The following is a 16,995-nucleotide window of genomic DNA, read 5'->3' as shown; positions in this document are numbered from 1 at the left end:
GTTTCACGGCAAGAACTATTTTTGAGCAGTGGATCATTGCAAAAATTCAGCAAGAATTGACCAGGTAGACAAAGAAGTCTATGATTGTGACGATACAACACAAAGAGGGGCGAACGTAAAATGGAATCGACAGACTCGAAGCTGGCATTAAAAATGCTCGTTGTTCTATCTCGGACGATGCATGCGGTGACGGAGCAAGTGAAGGCAGACATCAAAACACATCAGTTGAATTTATCGGAATTCGGAGTTCTGGAATTGCTGTACCACAAAGGGGACACGCCTCTACAACAAATTGGCGATAAGATTCTATTAACGAGCGGAAGTGTGACGTATGTCGTGGATAAACTTGAAAAGCGTGGGTTGATCGCGCGAAAATCATGTGCGACGGATCGTCGTGTCACGTTTGGGACATTAACGGAAGCTGGACGCGAACTAATGGAAGAGACATTCCCGAAACATGAAGCCTTTTTAGCAGACTTATTTAAGGATTTGTCGGTTTCTGAAAAGGAACAGTTGATTGATCAGTTGAAACGAATCGGTTTACGAGCCGAACATTATACGCCGCTCGAAAATGTGTAAGAATTAGCACTCATAAGATCAAGAAAGCTCAGGTCACGGACTTGAGCTTTTTTTATTCGTTTGGAAGTCAAACTGATTGACAAACGAAAAGGTGGTTGGTATGTTTAGTTACAGAATTTACTTTAAATAAAAGGGAGAAATAATAATGACTAAATTACTTTATGTAACTGTTAACCCGAAAGCTACAGAACACTCTTTCAGCCTTCAAGTCGGTGAAGCATTCCTCGAAAGCTACAAAGCAGCGAATCCTTCAGCTGAAGTAGAAGTTCTTGATCTATATAACGAAACAGTCCAAGAAATCGATACAGATGTTCTTAGCGCATGGGGCAAATTCGCAACAGGCGAAGAGTTAACAGAAGTAGAGATCGCAAAAGTCGGTACGATGACAAAACATCTCGAGCAATACATGGAAGCAGATGAGTATGTCTTCGTCACACCAATGTGGAACTTCTCTTTCCCAGCACGTCTCAAAATGTACATCGACAGCGTTCTTCTTGCAGGTAAAACATTCGCTTACACTGCAGAAGGTCCAAAAGGCTTGATGGAAGGCAAAAAAGCACTCCACATCCAAGCAACAGGTGGCGTCTACACAGGATCTGGTCTCAACTTCGGTGATGACTACCTCCGTCAAGCACTTGCTTTCACTGGTGTAACAGACTACGATGCACTCTTGATCGAAGGTATGGCAATGAACCCAGAAAAAGCAGAAGAGATCAAAGAAGCAGCAATCGCTAAAGCAAAAGAACTCGGTCGTTCATTCTCGACTGTCAACGCATAAGATAAGTGTAAAAAAAGGCTCCCGCCGTGTCGGGAGCCTTGAGACTGAAGACAAAGCGTAATTTTTCTCTTAACGAGAAAGATTGCGCTTTTTTGTTCATCTCGCATCGTTTTCCTGGGACAAGTATCGCGCCGCTTCACTTCGTTGCAGGGTCGCTCTTGCTTGTGTCTCGCCTGAGGAAAGGGCGTGAAAGGACGCATCATTTTTTAAGTCAGCCCTTTTTGTGTGCGCTCAAGAGAGCGTTGATTTTTTACGAAGCACAAGCGTCAGGAAAAGTAACAAATCCTTGAGTTTCTCGAATCCACGAGGATGCGTCGAGATACGATAGAGCCACTCTAGCTTGAAGCGACGGAATAATTTAGGCGCGCGCTTACTATGTCCGGACCAGACGTCGAACGCACCACCGACACCGATAAAGATGCCGTGATCGACTTGATCATAGATGGAAGCGATCCATTCTTCCTGTTTTGGCGCACCGAGTGCGACGAGAACAAGATCAGCGTCTGCTTCTGTAATGGCTTGCGTTGCTTCTTCTGTCTTTCCAAAACCATGAAACGTTCCAACGAAGTGGATGTTCGGAAAACGAATCGATAACTGACGGATCAACGATTTCATGACTTCCGGACGTCCACCGAGTAAAAAGACACGCTTCTCGAGTGCGTCTGCCGTCCGCAATAGTTCACGTGCCGTCTCGATTCCCGGCAATGTCGCAGTGAGCGGTGCTCCCATCCGTTTACTGGCAGCCGTCACACCGATCCCGTCTGGTGTGATGAACGTCGCCCGTCGTAAGATGGCATCGTAAGAAGGTTCGCGTAATGCACGCAACACGAGCTCGGGATTCGCCGTGACAAGAAAGGCTTTTCCACGGTCGTGTAAGATTGTTTTAATATGGGTATACCATTGCGAAGGTGTCGCATCGACGAATGGTAGTCCGAATAATTGTTTTGTCTGAATCATAGTTTTCCACCTCATCATCCATCATAGCAGAATCAAGACGGACGAACAGCGACTTGAGACTGAAAAAGGAGCGGATTCACGTGCATCCATCTTGGCAAACCGTGTTAAAAGAAGAAAAGGAAAAACCCTATTTTCAAGAACTGTGGGCTTTTTTGAAGGAAGCCTATCAAACGACGACCGTCTACCCTCCGAAAGGGCGGATTTTTCATGCGTTCGATGCAGTCGCGCCAGAAGATGTCCGGTGCGTCATCCTAGGGCAAGATCCCTACCATGGTCCACGTCAGGCGAATGGACTCAGCTTTTCCGTGCATGACGGAGTGCCGATTCCTCCGTCCCTTCGAAACATGTATAAGGAACTCGTCACGGATATCGGTTGTCCGGCTCCGACCTCCGGAAATCTCGAAGCATGGTCCCAGCAAGGAGTATTCTTACTCAATACGTCGCTTACGGTTGAGGAGGGGAAAGCGGGATCCCATGCTAAAAAAGGCTGGGCGCCGTTCACGGATCGGGTCATCGAAGTATTAGGAACACAGACACAACCGATCGTATTTATCCTCTGGGGAAATCATGCGAAGAGTAAAAAAGCGCTGATCGATACGGATCGTCATCTTGTTCTTGAAGCCGTCCATCCGAGTCCTTTATCCGCAAGTCGTGGATTTTTCGGTAGTAAGCCATATTCGCAAACGAATGCTTGGCTGAAAGAGCAGGGAAGAGAGCCGATCGACTGGTGTTTGTCGTAAATCAAAAAAGGCTGACTCAAAAGTCAGCCTGAGACTGAAAACAAAGCGCAGTTTTTCTCTTAACGAGAAGGATTGCGCCTTTTTGTTCGTCTCGAATCGTTTTCCAGGGACAAGCATCGCGCCGCTTCGCTGCAGGGTCGCTCTTGCTTGTTTTTCCCCAGGAAGCGATGTCGAGTGAACAAAATGCTTCTCTGATCCTTCTTCCAGGTATAAAAAAAGACGCGTCACACGCAACTCCTACAGGAAAAAGCGCAATTTTGCGCTGTCAGAGACAAACAAGACCCGTTTTCCTGCTTGAATGAAGCAGGAAAATTGGCTTGTGTCTCGCCTGAGGAAAGGGCGTGAAAAGACGCGTCATTCTTTTTGGAGTTACTTAGCGGCTTGAGATAGCCGGCTCCTCATCCATCATGAACTTTTCGACGACGAGAGCAACACCATCTTCATCGTTCGAAGCGGTCATATACTGTGCCTTTTCTTTGACGGTATCGGCTGCATTCGCCATCGCGACGCCAAGACCTGCCCATTCGATCATCGATAGATCGTTGTTGCCGTCTCCACAAGCAATGACTTCTTCTTGAGCGATTCCCAGTTTTTCAGACAGTAAGGCAAGGCTTGTTCCTTTTGTGACACCATCTTCTGTGAATTCAAGGAAAAATGGCTTCGAGCGAGCTACCGCGAGTTCACCCGCAAGTTCCTGTTGAAGCGTCTGTTCGACGCGCGCGAGGTGCGTCTCTTCTGCCATCATTAAACACTTGACGACAGGTGTTTGAATCGCTGCCTTAAAATCAGCGACAGGGATGACCTCCATGCCTGTCAGTTGTCCTTCGAGCGTCGTATATTCATTCGGTTCCTCTGTCAGGATCTCATGTCCGACATACGTGTGGATGTAGACACCCTCCCGTTTACTCAAATCGTCGAGGCGGTGGACCGTCTCCGGGGAAAGCGTGCTGAGGAAGAGCGATTCGTTCGTTTTACAATCAATGATGGAAGCGCCATTGAAGCTTAGGATGTAACTTCCGTAGCGTGCGAGTTCCAGCTCTTTTGCGAGGTCGAGCATGGCAAATGTCGGACGACCGCTAGCGAGGACGACTTTCTTCCCGCGACGCTGCGCAGCGAGTAAAGCTTCTTTCGTACGTGGTGAAATCGTATGGTCACTTGTCAACAAGGTATCATCTAAATCGAGAACAATCATTTTATACGTCATACATTCAAACCCCTTTCAATTATCTGTATATCGTAACAACTTGTCCCCCGTTCGACAATATACTCTCCTCGAAGAGAGTATGATAAAGTGGAAACAGAGCCCGTACGGAAAGGATTCCAACTTTATGAAATATCTCTTCATGATCATATTAAGTCTATTATTAGCAGGATGCAGTACGATGTTTCCGCATCCCGCCTCTTTACTCGAACATCCGTCCCTTCCGGCATGGGAGCAGTCGTTGAAAGAACGGATTGACCGCGATTTGCCGAAACAGGCAGAGATCGTGGCGCCACGAAATCAAGCGGTATCCCGCCTATACGAACTCGTCGACTTAGATCGAAACGGTAAAGATGAAGCAATCACCTTCTACCGTAGTGAGCAGGACGGGCGCTTCACGATTCATCTTCTCGTCCATGAGCGACAAGGCGAAAAATGGCGACTCGTGGCGCGACAGACGGTAGCTGACGGTCGAGCCATCGATCGACTCGAAGTCATAACTGACGCACGACATAAACAAAACCATCTGGTCATCGGTATTACCAGTTATGGTGAAAATACGTTATACATCATTGAGCAGTTACTATCGAAGCAACGAGACGTCACGAAAGTCGATCGGTATGATCGTCTGTCGGTAGCTGATTTGAATCAAGATCGAGAACGGGATATGGTGCTTCTGCAAAAGGGAAGTCCGTCTCGTTTGATCTATTATAAAGACATCCTGTCGAAAGAGCACCAAGAGACGACACTTTCAACGCAGGATGGCGATTTATTCGCAGAACATGATTTATTTGAAGTCGATACGATCAATGCCGCTCGGAATAAAGGCTTGATCGTCTCGTATACACGCGATGCAAAAATGCACATTGCATTATTCCGCTTAGCGAACGATACGTTGGAACAGGTCCGTTTCGGTCAGGTCGATGAGATCGTCGAACCGATGTATACCTTCCCGAAAGACGTCGATCAAGACGGAATCGTTGAGTTTGGTCATCAATACATGCCAGAAGGCAGTAAAGGGCGTGAGGGTGAACCAAAACCACGCATCACGGCATACTACACATGGAATGGATCAGATAATCCACCATTTCTCGAGAGTGGGTTCGAACTGCGAGAAGAGCAGTACATCGATCAAGAATACAATTTCGTCATGCGGTTCCCTGCCAACTGGGCGACGCGTGAAACGATCGAAAAACGCGAAAATCGTGTTCGGTTCATCAATCGAGAAACGAAGCAGATTGATTTCGAATTAGAGGTCATTCCGAAGAATCAATACATTGCGAGTGATCAAAAGCGAAAAATCAAAGAAGGTATCGATTATGTCTATATGATTGATGCGACGAAGGACTATGAAGTGTTCGTCAATCGTGTCACACTCGTGGAATAAAGAATCAGGGGGAGAAAAGAATGACCAAAATACTAGTAGCCGAAGATGAACATGCGATTCGTAGTTTCATCGTCATTAACTTGAAACGGGCAGGCTATGATGTCATCGAGGCGGAAAATGGGAAAGAAGCGCTTGCGCAATTTGATCAACAAACCTTCGATATTCTGTTACTCGATATCATGATGCCGGAAGTCGACGGTTTTGCCGTCTGTGAACAGGCGCGGGCAAAGGATGAAGTCGTCGGGATCATCATGCTGACGGCACGGACACGAGAAGAGGATAAAGTCATGGGACTAAGCGTAGGCGCGGACGATTACATCGCGAAGCCGTTCAGTCCAGCAGAGCTTCTTGCGCGCATCCAGTCACTGTTACGACGGGTAGAGACGTTACGCCGCAGAAAACAGCCACGTGAACTCGTCTCTGGACCGTTCCGGATTGATTTAGGGGCGAAGCGCGTCCAAAAAGAAGGTGTTGACGTCGAAGTGACACCAACTGAATACGATTTACTTTGCCACTTCATCAAAAACGAAGATCAAGTCATGTCGCGAGATGAGTTACTCGATGCGGTATGGGGTGAGAATTACTTTGGTGATCGGAAGACGGTCGATGTCAACATTCGCCGTCTTCGTCAAAAAATCGAAGAGAATCCAGCGGAACCGAAGTTCATCGAGACATTGTGGGGACATGGATACAAGTGGCGTAACGAAGAATGAAGCGCCAGATATTGATGCGGTTCATGACGATCATCACGGTGACAGTCTTACTCGTCATCGGGATCCTTTCGTTCGTGACCTATAACTATTACTACGTGACGGCGACAGATGTCTTGAAACGTCATGCGAATGCGAGTGCTGTCTTATTTGCGAATAGCGGCCTTGCTTATGATTACGCCGATTCAGAAGCGACGATTCATGATGTACTCGATTCTTACGCTTATCCGGACGCCGAGATCGAAGTGTTGGATGCGACAGGGATTCCGCGTTACTCTTCGACCGGATTCATCTCGGAACGTAAGTTGACGCGAGCAGCGGTCAATCAAGTAAGGGCGGGACAGACCGTCACGAAACGATATGACGATGAAGCGACGGGAGAACATTTACTGGAAGTAACAGAACCTGTCGTATCGTTTGGTCAGACGACAGGAGCGCTTCGTTATACGACGTCGCTTGAGCGAATCGATCGACGTGTGATCGAAATTTGTTTAGCGATCGTCCTCCTGGGTACAGTTATTTGGGGACTTGCCTTCATCTATTCCTCACGTCTCGTCTCGTCGATCGTCCGACCGATTCAAGAAGTCATCGGTGCATCGGACCAAATCGCGAAACAGCATTACGACGTCAAGGTGAACGAGGAATACTCGTTCGAGCTTGGAGAACTAGCGCGGACGATCAATTATATGGGGCAACAGATCAAACAGCAGGAAACATTGAAAGATGAATTCATTTCTGGTATTTCCCATGAATTACGGACACCGCTGACATCGATCAAAGGCTGGAGTGAAACGTTACTCGTCGAACAGGATCAGTTGCCGGAAGAGGCGTCGCTTGGGATGGGCATCATTCATTCGGAGACGGAGCGTTTGATTTCGCTCGTTGAGCAGTTACTCGATTTCTCGAAACTCGAGACGAGTCGCCTCGTCTTATACCGTCAAGAAGTCAACTTGACGGAAATCATCGAGACCGTAACAGCGCAACTTCGTCAAAAGCTGGAAGAAAAAAATGTCCAGATCGTACAGAAGTTACCGGCGCAAGTCGTCGGTCTATACGACGAAAATCGATTGAAACAAGTCTTCTTGAACCTGCTTGATAATGCGATCCGCTTTTCTCCAGTCGGTGGCACGATCACCATTCGCCTCGTTCGTTCAGAGCGTGTGTTGTTCCTATCCTTCAGTGATGAAGGTCCCGGGATTCCGAAAGAGCACTTACGTCACGTCACAGAAAAGTTCTACCAAGTGCAAAAAGGAAAGGGTGGAACAGGGCTCGGACTATCGATTTGCCGAGAACTCGTCGAAGCACATGAAGGCAAGCTATTTATTGATAATCAGCCGGAAGGCGGCGTCATCGCGACGATTCTGCTACCTGTCACGAAAGCGTAAACACTGAGACGGGCAGAGTGAAACAGAAACTGGTAAAGTTAAGTGGATTATAGTACGAAATGGATCAGATGATAGGAAACGGAGGAATCAGTCATGGCACTTGGTGTTTCAAATGGTACGCTTCAACCGCTCTCCGGAAAACCGAACGCGGTATCTACTCAAACCGATCTACAGGATATGAAAATGCGTCCGCTCCCGTTCAAAGGAACGCTTGCAGATTCAAAGTTTCAATTACTACGTATCCTACAAAGCCTCGACCGCGTCAAAGTCGTCAAGGAGGAAGGGACATACATCCACGCCATCTTCACAAGTAAAGTCTTTCGCTTCAAGGATGACGTCGAATTTTACTTCGATGAAGCTGCACAGGTGATTCATTTCCGTTCGGCATCACGTGTCGGGTACTCCGACTGGGGCGTCAACCGTAAACGAATGGAAGACATCACACGTCGTTACGAGGAGGGATCACGATGAAGAACTATCAATTAGTCGTCATCGGTGGTGGTGCAGCCGGAATGACGATTGCTGCCGGTGCAGCAAGTCTTGGCGCGCACGTCGCCCTGATCGAACGCCATACGCATCTAGGTGGAGATTGTCTTCACTACGGTTGCGTTCCTTCAAAGGCTTTGATCGAAGCGGCGCACGATGTCCATGTCATGAAGCGAACGGCTGAAAAATACAACGTGACGCTGAACGGGGACGCGGTCTATTCGAAAACGAAAGCAAGCGTCGATCGGGCACGTAACATCATTCAATCACACGATGGAACGAAACGGTTCGAAGATCTTGGTGTCGATGTCTATATCGGAGAAGCGACATTCCTCAGTGCTCATGAAGTGGAAGTGGCGGGACAGCTTGTCGTAGGTGAGAAGTTTGCGATCTCGACGGGATCTCAACCAATCATTCCACCGATTGACGGACTCGATACGATTGATTATTTAACGAACGAGACGATCTTCGAATTAACGGAGCGTCCGGAGCGACTGCTCGTCATCGGTGGTGGTGCGATTGGTCTTGAGTTATCGCAAGCGTATGCGCATCTTGGAACAGAAGTCACGGTCATCGAGGGTATGAAGACGTTACTCGGAAAAGAAGATCGCGACATGGTCGAAGTCATTCAACGTCAGCTCGAACAAGAATTGACATTACATCTCGATACGAAGGTCACGCACGTCCGCAAGTCGGCGGGGGGGATCGAAGTGACGGTCGAAGCGAACGGCGAATCACGTGTCATTGAAACGGATGCTGTGCTTGTCGCGGTCGGTCGTAAGCCACGTATCGAGGCACTACGTCTCGACCGAGCTGGCGTACACGTCGAAAAAGGATTCGTCCAAGTCGATGGTTCACTTCGAACAAGTCAGCGACACATCTTTGCGGTCGGAGATACGATCAACTCGCTCCCATTTACGCATGTCGCAGGACTTGAAGGAAAAACGGTCGTCACGAATGCTTTATTCGGTCTACGGACGAAGCCGGATTATCGGGCGGTTCCGTGGGTCACATTCACGACGCCTGAATTGTTCCATCTCGGATTGACGGAAGACGAGGCACGCAAGAAACATGGTGAGATCAAGGTCTATCAGACAGGTCTCGATGAAGTCGATCGTTTCGTCATCAACGGTCAGACGGAAGGGCGCGTCAAGCTTATCGCCGATAAACGTGGAAAACTGATTGGAGCACATGCAATCGGAGAACAAGCCGGTGAGTGGATGCAAGAAGTCGTCTATGCGATGGCACGTAAAGATAAGGTCGGTCAATTGTCGCGTGTCGTCCACCCGTACCCAATTCGTGGTGCTGCTGTTCAGCGTGCTGCTGATGTCTACTGGCGTGAACGTCTATTCGCTGGTCCGATCCCAAAATGGTTGAAACGTTATTTCGACTGGAAACAAGGAGAATGATTCATGCAACAACCTGCTACTAAACGGAATTTCGTTCCGCTCGTCATCCTGTTAACGCTTGTCATCAACTTGCTCGTAGCGCTTTTATTCTTTGCGCCACCTGTACAAGTTGATTCAGGATTCGACTGGACGTTGCTTCCTTTTTTGAATGCCATCTTTAATAGTTTTACCTTCATGCTGTTGCTCGGCGCTTGGATTTCCATTCGTCGGGGCAATCGGGTGAATCATCGTCGCTTCATTGGTGGTGCGATGACGACGACGACTTTATTCTTAATTTCGTACGTCACGTATCATGCTGTCAGTGAATCGACGAAATTCGGGGGCGAAGGTTTTGTTCGTCCAGTCTATTTCTTCATCTTGATTTCGCATATCATCCTAGCTGCAGTCATCGTTCCACTCGTCTTGATGTCACTCGCGCACGCCGTGAATCAAAATTTCGAGAAGCATAAAAAATGGACACGCTTTACGATGCCACTTTGGTTATACGTCAGTTTGACCGGTGTCATCGTCTACATCATGATTCGTCCGTATTATTAAAAAAAGCTCCTTCGTGGCAACACGAAGGAGCTTTTTTACGTTCAGGATTCGACTTTTGTCTCGTCGAGTACATTGGCTTTTAAGTCGATCAATGGTCGAATTAACACTTCGACGCGTCGATTCTGACTGCGACCTGCTTCCGTTTGATTGGACGCGATTGGTTGAAATTCACCGTAACCGCTGACAGTAAAGCGTTTTGGTTCAAGCTTTGGGTTCCGTTGTAAGGCGCGCATGAAACTGATCGCCCGGTCCGCACTCAGTTCCCAGTTCGACGGATACTGTGCTGTGTTGATTGGAATATTATCTGTATGTCCAGACACTTGAATCTGACGTTGCCCTGCTTTGACGAGTAGTGCACTCATCCCTTCTGCGATTTGAAGCGAGCGTCCTCTTACTTCTGCTTGAGCTGGTGAGAACAACGCGCGGTCGCGAATCGTAAAGACAAGTCCTTCATTCGTGATTTCGACCTTGATGTCTTTTTCAAGTTTTTCATTCTTAATGTATTGATTGGCTTCTTCTTTGATTTTTTCGAGTTCTGCGATTTCATAGCTTTGTGCCTTCGTCCGGGCATCGAGTTTTTTTGAATCCTCTTCTTCTTGAGTGGAGAGCGAGCTGTTCGTGATCATTCCTGAGCCACCGTTGAAGACGGAGCTAAACGACTGGGACATTGCTTTTAGTTTCACAGCATCGACATTACTCGAAGCAAAGAGAACGATGAAGAGGGCCAAAAGCAAGGTCAATAAGTCGGCGTACGGAATCAACCAGCCTTCGGAGATATGTTCATCATGCGGCTTCTTTTTCCGCTTCATAGTTTGCACGCTCCTTCGGTGTCAAGTACACAAGTAGCTTATCTTCTAAGTTTTTTGGTGATTCACCGTTTTGAATCGATAGAATTCCTTCAATCATCATCTCGTACAACTGAATTTCGCTTGCTGATTTTTGCTTCAGCTTCGTTGCGAACGGGAACCATAGGACGTATCCGGTGAAAATCCCGAATAACGTCGCGATGAAGGCACCTGAAATCGCGTGACCTAATTTTTCGATATCTGATAAATCGGATAGGGCGGCAACGAGACCGACAACGGCACCGAGAACCCCAAGCGTTGGTGCGTAGGTACCGGCTTGCGTGAAAATGTTCGCATTGGCATGATGGCGTTCTGTCATATTTTCGAGGTCACGTGTCATGACGTCCTCGACATATTCGGATGGTTGTCCATCGATGACCATCATGACGCCACGCTTCATGAAGGCGTTATCGACTTCTTCAAGTGCTGATTCGAGAGATAACAGACCTTCTTTACGTGCTTGCGTCGAGAGTGTCAAAAATTGTCCGAGCAACACTTGTTTTGTCATCAGCTTTTGTTCGAATAAGATGACTTTAAACAAGGCAGGTAAGACTTTCAATCGTTCCTTCGGGAAGGAAATCATGATGGCAGCTGCCGTTCCGACAAAGATGATGACAAGGGCTGCAGGGTTGAGTAGAGCGACTGGAGGCGCACCTTTTAAGATCATACCTCCGACTAGTGTGATGAGACCAAGGATGATCCCGATGATCGACACGATATCCATGATTGATGTGTGCCACCTTTCTGTATGTAATCCGTATAGGAACGAAAAATAAAAGAGCAGAAGACACTTCTTCTGCTCGGAAATCCAAAAACCGAGAATCAAGCGCCGTTTTCGTCGATTAGCATTTGAATGCTTTCGTTTCGTTCGTCACGCTCTATATCGGTCAGTACGTCGTATTTTTTTAACACTTGATACAATTCATTTAGAATCGGTTGCTCCAAATGTAATGATAAGAGTTCCTCGAATTGATAATACAATTGCGCAGGCATCCATTGTGATTGTCGTTCCAGCCTTCGCCAGACATCCTCAATCGAATGATCAGCCGTCTTAGGGTCCACTGTTTCCCTCAACCTCCTTTAATGATTACACGTCCACTTTTATCTAGTTTACCAAAAAAATACGAAAACGTTTAGTCGATTGCATATTTCGATAGAACTTCTTAATTCGAGGGAGTATGATAAAGACAATTCTGTCTGAAAACAATCTAGGGGGAGTAAGATGTTCTCGCATAAAAGACGTTCACGACTCGCACGCTTCGGGCGTTTAGGTGAATTGATGTATCATCAGCTGTTCGATAAACCGGCACGTTTTATCGCAACTGGCTTTACATTGACGATTTTACTGGGTGGTTTTTTATTGTGGCTTCCGATCTCGCAGCAAGAGGGGCAAGATGTATCATTCATCGATTGCCTATTCGTTGCGACATCGGCAGGAACCGTCACAGGACTGTCACCGATTAATATTGCCGAATCCTATAATTTACTCGGTCAAATCATCATGATGCTCTTAATTCAGGTCGGTGGACTTGGATTCATGACGATCGCGCTCGTCTTGCTCAGCGTCACGGGACGAAAAATCGGGATTCGTCAGCGGATCATTATCCAAGAGATGTTTAATCTCGATAGTCCGGGCGGAACGATTCGTCTCGTTCGTAATATCATCGTCACGACGGTCCTCGTTGAAATCGTCGGCATGTTTTTGATTGCGCTTGATTTGTTCATTCAATACAAATACAGCTTCGGAAAAGCACTCTATTACGGTTTGTTCCACGCCGTATCTGCCTTCAACAATGCGGGCTTCGCACTATGGGGTGATAATCTAATCGGTTTCCAACAAGATACGACATTCATTCTGACGATTGCAGCGCTCTTGATGATTGGTGGTCTTGGTTTTACGGTCATCGCGGATATCGCTGGTAAACGAAACTTCAAGAAAATTTCGCTTCATTCTAAATTGATGGTGCTATCACTACTCGTCATCAATGGACTAGGTGTTTTAGCAATGATGCTCTACGAGTGGGTTTCGAACTTGGGTTCATTAAAAGATGAATCGTTCTTCAGTGCGCTCCATATCGTGTTCTTTCAAGTCGTCACGACACGAACGGCTGGTTTCCAGACGATCGATTTAACGACGATGGTGCCGCTCTCGATCGGTTTGATGATGGTTTTGATGTACATCGGGGCAGGTTCCGCATCAACAGGTTCCGGGATCAAGGTCACGACGGCAGCGGTCATCTTGAAGAATGTCTGGACGTATATACGCGGACAGCGTGAAACGGTTCTGATGCGTCGGACTGTTCAGACGCAAGCGATTCAAAAGGCATATGCGATTGCTGTCTTCAGTTTATTGTTCATCGCTTTGATCACGACGTTCCTGGCGTTGACCCAGCCGAATATTTCCTTTATCGGTCTATTCTTTGAGACGGTCTCGGCATTTGGAACAGTTGGTCTTTCTTTGAACGTAACAGCTGAGCTCAATAGCTTTGGTAAGTTTTTAATCATGTTCATGATGTTACTCGGACGTGTCGGCTCCTTAACGATTCTGTTCACGTTCGCGACGCAACGTGATCGAACGATTCGTTATCCAAAAGAGAATATGTTGATCGGGTAACCGATGAAAAAGTCCAATCGACTTCCCTTGAGGAAGAACGATTGGACTTTTTTAGTGTGTCGCATGTATTTGGTAATACTGGACGAGCCGAGGCATCGTTTCTGCAAGGTCTGGACAAATAATACCAGTGTCCCGTAAGTCACGTAAGGCATGTGTCGTGTCGTATTGAACGGGATGAATGAAATAATCGAGTGTCTGACGTTGCACCTGAAGTCGTTTCGCGACAGCTGGAGTCAATGCCGTGCTAACGAGTCGAAACGGAACGATTCCGCGCGGATAACGTCCATAATAGGCGACGTGTAACATCTCAAAAATCGCGCGTGCGCCATGTGGGAATGGATCCGTCAGATGATAGGTCTTATTTCTTCCGACCGGTGCATGACTGAGATAAGCGGTCGCTTCAATGACGTAATCATAGGGCACGAGATTGACGAGTGCGTTTGCTCGACCGGGATACGGAAGAGGAGCAAAGGATTGCAGGAGACGCATCGCGTTCAAAACGAAATAAACACCATCCCATTTCGGTGTTTCGCCCGTTTCGGAATGGCCGACGACGATCCCAGGACGGATGATCGTATAGGGGATCGTTCCAATTTCTTTACGGAAACGTACTTCAGCGAGGTATTTCGTTTCTTCATAAGCATTTTTAAAGGCACTAGCTTGTAACTCATCTTCTAGAACCATTCCGGAACGAAGACCCGAGACATACGCTGTACTGAAGTAGATGTAACGCTCTAAGGTCCGACACGTATGAGCAAACTGTGTCACGTTCGCGGTACCGATCACATTGATCCGAAAGGCGGGTTCATATGCTGTTGCTAAATCATATAGCGCTGCGAGATGAAAGATGTGTGTGACATCTTTTTGCAAAATCATCCGCGTCTCTGATGATAAAGCAAGCTGTTCGACCGTGATATCCCCCTCATGTAACACGAGTTGATCTGGTCGTAAGGATGTACGTTCTAGAAGGTCCTGGCGTCGCTCAGCGGCCGTATTCCGCTCTGATGATAAATGAAGCAAATGAAAACAAGCGATTTGATCCGGTACACGTGCCAGTTGTTCGATCAGTTTGGTCGCTAAAAAACCTGGGAAACCCGTCATGAAGTAGGTCCGCATCAATTCCATTCCTTTCTTGGATCACGTTCGAGTACAACGGTGAACGTCGAACCATCATTGATTTCTGATTCAACGGAAATCGCACCTCCGTGTGATTCGATGATTTCCTTACAGATGGCAAGTCCGAGTCCGGTTCCGCCGATTTTCCGGATGTCTGAGTTATCGACCCGGTAAAATTTCGTAAAGAGCTTTTCAAAAGCATTTTGTGGAATGCCGAGTCCGTGATCTGTCACAGAGAACGTTGCTTGTTCCGGGTTTGCTGAAAGAAGGACTCGAATATGATCCGCCTGTGGAGAGTACTTAATGGCGTTCGAAAGCAAGTTCAAGATCACCTGCTTGATTTTGTGCTCGTCCGCAAAAATCAGAACAGGATCCTCTGGTAGTTCTAGATCAATTCGATGCGTCTCGACGGTCTCGCCATAGGCATCGACGGTTGATGCGAGAAGATCGCGTAACGAGAACGACGTGAAGGTATACTCCTGTTTTCCACCTTCTAGACGCTGAATGTCTAAAAACTCATTTAATAGCGTCGTCAATCGTTTCGTCTCTTCGTGGACGATCTCAACATAACGTTCGATTCGATCAGCCGATTGTTTCTTATATCGTAGTAATTCCATATAGCCAAGAATGGAGGACAGTGGCGTGCGCAACTCATGCGATACTGTACTGACGAGTTCATCCTTTACTTGATCCATCTTTGCTTCCTCTGTCCGGTCACGGAAAACAAATAGGAAGCCATGACGAGAAATGCGACTCTTCTCCTTTTTGATCGCAGTCGCATAAAATTCGAAATAAAGTGGACTGGACTCATTTGGTCGCTGTAACGTGAAACGAAACGATAGTTCAGAATGTTTTCCTGCGAGTAATTCCTCTACTTGTCGGAGCATCTCGAATCGAGTATTCAAATCGAGATTCGGAATCAGACTGATTCGTTCTTGAATCTTACTTGGTGCAATGCCTGGGACATCGAGTAATTTGCGTGCTTTGACGTTCATGAAGATGAAACTCCCATCTTCTTCTGTCAGTAGGAAACCTTCATTGGATGCTTGAAGAATCGATTGTGTGATATCACGCTGGCGCATGATGGCATTTTTTTCGCGTTCAAGCATTTTCTCAATCTTTTTTCGTTCTGTAATATCACGAACGACGGCGACACGCATCCGGATGTTGTTGTAGATGATTTCACGCGGAAAAACTTCGATTTCGACAGAGGTTCCGTCGGCACGTTGACCGAGGACTTCGTATGGTTCTTCTCGATGCTCCTCGATGCGTTGCAAGACACGCGCGTGATGATCCGGATGAATCAATTCAAGCGTCGTCTTGCCTTTCATTTTCTCGAGTTTCGTCCGGAAAATGACTTCTGCTGCGCGATTGGCATCGATGATGATGCCGTGGTCATGAAAGATAACGGCTTCAACGACGGATTCCGAGAAGAGTCGGAAGCGGCGTTCGCTTTTCGTCAGATGCCATTCGATTTGTTTTTGCGGTGTGATGTCCTGAATGAGAAGGAAGTACGTATCGTTTGGCAACCGTGTCATATAAAGGCGTCCATGGAACGTTGAGCCATCCAAACGATGATAGGTCCATTCATTTTCGGCTTCCCGTCCATGCAGTAAAAACAGTTGCGCGTCCGATAAGTCTTTTAAGTTCAATTGTTCGAGATGTTGACGGCGGGTAGCGATTTCCTTCGCATCATGTAGAATCGTCGCTTGGAGACCAATGATGTCTTCGGCATGCTCGAAACGGAATAAGGTGCTTGCCACTTCGTTACAAGTTTGAATCCGAAACTCCGAGTCGGTGATGAATAGAGCAGTATCTAGTGTTGAATTGAATAAGTCCTCGATTTTCAGGGGAGCGACATGGACAAGAAAATAGTCCGTCGCTTCAATCGCTGTGACTGTTAATTGATGTGTCGTTGAAATGACGGCTTCCTTCTGTAATGGAAAGAAATCATCCGTGATGGGAAACAGCTCCTGAACGGTTTCGATATTCGGAGTGTTCATGAACTGGTGTTGAAACGCGTCATTATGAAATTGAATCCTTCCATTTGCATCGACAAGAAGAACGGGGTCTTTCATAGCACGTAACGTCGCGTGAATGATTCGTAGCGATGAAGGGGATGAATGTTCTGCCATGAGCTACCTCCTGACTGGTCTTCGACCATGGATTTTAAGACAGTCTTTCCTCGTTAGTTTACTTCTGCAAGACGAGTCGTGTTTCCTGTTGAAGGAAGCAACCGACGAAGAATTTT

General features: G+C 47.1%; 17 protein-coding genes. 10 read left to right on the top strand and 7 right to left on the bottom strand.

Going from position 1 to position 16,995, the window contains the following annotated elements; all coding sequences use genetic code 11:
• Positions 1 to 120 precede the first annotated feature (120 nt).
• Positions 121 to 579 carry a MarR family winged helix-turn-helix transcriptional regulator gene (locus tag KNQ03_RS13405; RefSeq protein ID WP_029342913.1) on the top strand — a complete coding sequence of 153 codons (459 nt, stop codon included), beginning with the start codon at positions 121 to 123 and terminating at the stop codon, positions 577 to 579.
• Positions 580 to 724: 145 nt separating this feature from the next.
• Complete coding sequence (locus KNQ03_RS13400) at positions 725 to 1,357, top strand: NAD(P)H-dependent oxidoreductase (RefSeq protein WP_214725124.1); 633 nt, start codon at positions 725 to 727, stop codon at positions 1,355 to 1,357.
• A gap of 231 nt (positions 1,358 to 1,588) precedes the next feature.
• Here KNQ03_RS13400 and KNQ03_RS13395 read toward each other — a convergent pair whose 3' ends face one another.
• Positions 1,589 to 2,314, bottom strand: coding sequence for a WecB/TagA/CpsF family glycosyltransferase (locus tag KNQ03_RS13395; protein ID WP_149428012.1), 726 nt, complete (start codon positions 2,312 to 2,314; stop codon positions 1,589 to 1,591).
• 80 nt (positions 2,315 to 2,394) lie between these two features.
• Here KNQ03_RS13395 and ung point away from each other — a divergent pair, with 80 nt between their 5' ends.
• Entirely contained in the window at positions 2,395 to 3,054 is a 660-nt protein-coding gene (gene ung, locus KNQ03_RS13390) for a uracil-DNA glycosylase (protein ID WP_214725122.1), read from the top strand.
• Positions 3,055 to 3,427: 373 nt separating this feature from the next.
• Here ung and KNQ03_RS13385 read toward each other — a convergent pair whose 3' ends face one another.
• A complete protein-coding gene (locus KNQ03_RS13385; protein WP_214725120.1) occupies positions 3,428 to 4,258 on the bottom strand; it encodes a Cof-type HAD-IIB family hydrolase in 831 nt (276 codons plus the stop codon).
• 139 nt (positions 4,259 to 4,397) lie between these two features.
• On the opposite strand from KNQ03_RS13385, the gene KNQ03_RS13380 reads away from it, so the two are divergent.
• The 6 genes from KNQ03_RS13380 to KNQ03_RS13355 all read left to right on the top strand — a co-directional run bounded on the left by KNQ03_RS13380 (position 4,398) and on the right by KNQ03_RS13355 (position 10,169).
• Positions 4,398 to 5,642 carry a hypothetical protein gene (locus tag KNQ03_RS13380; protein WP_251140315.1) on the top strand — a complete coding sequence of 415 codons (1,245 nt, stop codon included), beginning with the start codon at positions 4,398 to 4,400 and terminating at the stop codon, positions 5,640 to 5,642.
• A 20-nt stretch (positions 5,643 to 5,662) separates the two neighbouring features.
• The gene (locus KNQ03_RS13375) at positions 5,663 to 6,355 is read left to right on the top strand and encodes a response regulator transcription factor (RefSeq protein WP_023469704.1); all 693 of its coding nucleotides are present in this window, start codon (positions 5,663 to 5,665) and stop codon (positions 6,353 to 6,355) included.
• A complete protein-coding gene (locus KNQ03_RS13370) occupies positions 6,352 to 7,737 on the top strand; it encodes a sensor histidine kinase (protein WP_035395592.1) in 1,386 nt (461 codons plus the stop codon). The genes KNQ03_RS13375 and KNQ03_RS13370 overlap by 4 nt, the downstream gene beginning before the upstream one ends.
• 93 nt (positions 7,738 to 7,830) lie before the next feature.
• Positions 7,831 to 8,208, top strand: a complete 378-nt coding sequence (locus tag KNQ03_RS13365) for a DUF1499 domain-containing protein (protein ID WP_050678428.1) — start codon at positions 7,831 to 7,833, stop codon at positions 8,206 to 8,208.
• The gene (locus tag KNQ03_RS13360; protein WP_064300689.1) at positions 8,205 to 9,632 is read left to right on the top strand and encodes a dihydrolipoyl dehydrogenase family protein; all 1,428 of its coding nucleotides are present in this window, start codon (positions 8,205 to 8,207) and stop codon (positions 9,630 to 9,632) included. Before KNQ03_RS13365 ends, KNQ03_RS13360 begins: the two co-directional genes overlap by 4 nt.
• A gap of 3 nt (positions 9,633 to 9,635) precedes the next feature.
• A complete protein-coding gene (locus KNQ03_RS13355; protein ID WP_133208412.1) occupies positions 9,636 to 10,169 on the top strand; it encodes a DUF420 domain-containing protein in 534 nt (177 codons plus the stop codon).
• A 41-nt stretch (positions 10,170 to 10,210) separates the two neighbouring features.
• On the opposite strand, the gene motB is transcribed toward KNQ03_RS13355, so the two are convergent.
• The 3 genes from motB to KNQ03_RS13340 all read right to left on the bottom strand — a co-directional run bounded on the left by motB (position 10,211) and on the right by KNQ03_RS13340 (position 12,076).
• Complete coding sequence (motB, locus tag KNQ03_RS13350; protein WP_029342904.1) at positions 10,211 to 10,978, bottom strand: flagellar motor protein MotB; 768 nt, start codon at positions 10,976 to 10,978, stop codon at positions 10,211 to 10,213.
• The gene (motA, locus tag KNQ03_RS13345; RefSeq protein WP_023469698.1) at positions 10,953 to 11,738 is read right to left on the bottom strand and encodes a flagellar motor stator protein MotA; all 786 of its coding nucleotides are present in this window, start codon (positions 11,736 to 11,738) and stop codon (positions 10,953 to 10,955) included. The genes motB and motA overlap by 26 nt, the downstream gene beginning before the upstream one ends.
• Positions 11,739 to 11,836: 98 nt before the next feature.
• Positions 11,837 to 12,076: a hypothetical protein gene (locus tag KNQ03_RS13340; RefSeq protein WP_023469697.1), complete on the bottom strand. Its 240-nt coding sequence runs from the start codon at positions 12,074 to 12,076 to the stop codon at positions 11,837 to 11,839.
• A 160-nt stretch (positions 12,077 to 12,236) separates the two neighbouring features.
• On the opposite strand from KNQ03_RS13340, the gene KNQ03_RS13335 reads away from it, so the two are divergent.
• Entirely contained in the window at positions 12,237 to 13,628 is a 1,392-nt protein-coding gene (locus KNQ03_RS13335; protein WP_035395598.1) for a TrkH family potassium uptake protein, read from the top strand.
• A 51-nt stretch (positions 13,629 to 13,679) separates the two neighbouring features.
• Here KNQ03_RS13335 and KNQ03_RS13330 read toward each other — a convergent pair whose 3' ends face one another.
• Both KNQ03_RS13330 and KNQ03_RS13325 read right to left on the bottom strand, forming a co-directional pair.
• A complete protein-coding gene (locus KNQ03_RS13330; RefSeq protein WP_251140314.1) occupies positions 13,680 to 14,729 on the bottom strand; it encodes an SDR family oxidoreductase in 1,050 nt (349 codons plus the stop codon).
• A gap of 14 nt (positions 14,730 to 14,743) precedes the next feature.
• A complete protein-coding gene (locus tag KNQ03_RS13325; RefSeq protein ID WP_214725114.1) occupies positions 14,744 to 16,879 on the bottom strand; it encodes an ATP-binding protein in 2,136 nt (711 codons plus the stop codon).
• Positions 16,880 to 16,995 lie beyond the last annotated feature (116 nt).

The sequence above is a fragment of the Exiguobacterium sp. s143 genome (genome assembly GCF_018618895.1).
Classification (GTDB): domain Bacteria; phylum Bacillota; class Bacilli; order Exiguobacteriales; family Exiguobacteriaceae; genus Exiguobacterium_A; species Exiguobacterium_A abrahamii.
The sequence above is the reverse complement of the archived record's forward strand: the minus strand, read 5'-3'. Positions and strand labels throughout refer to the sequence as shown.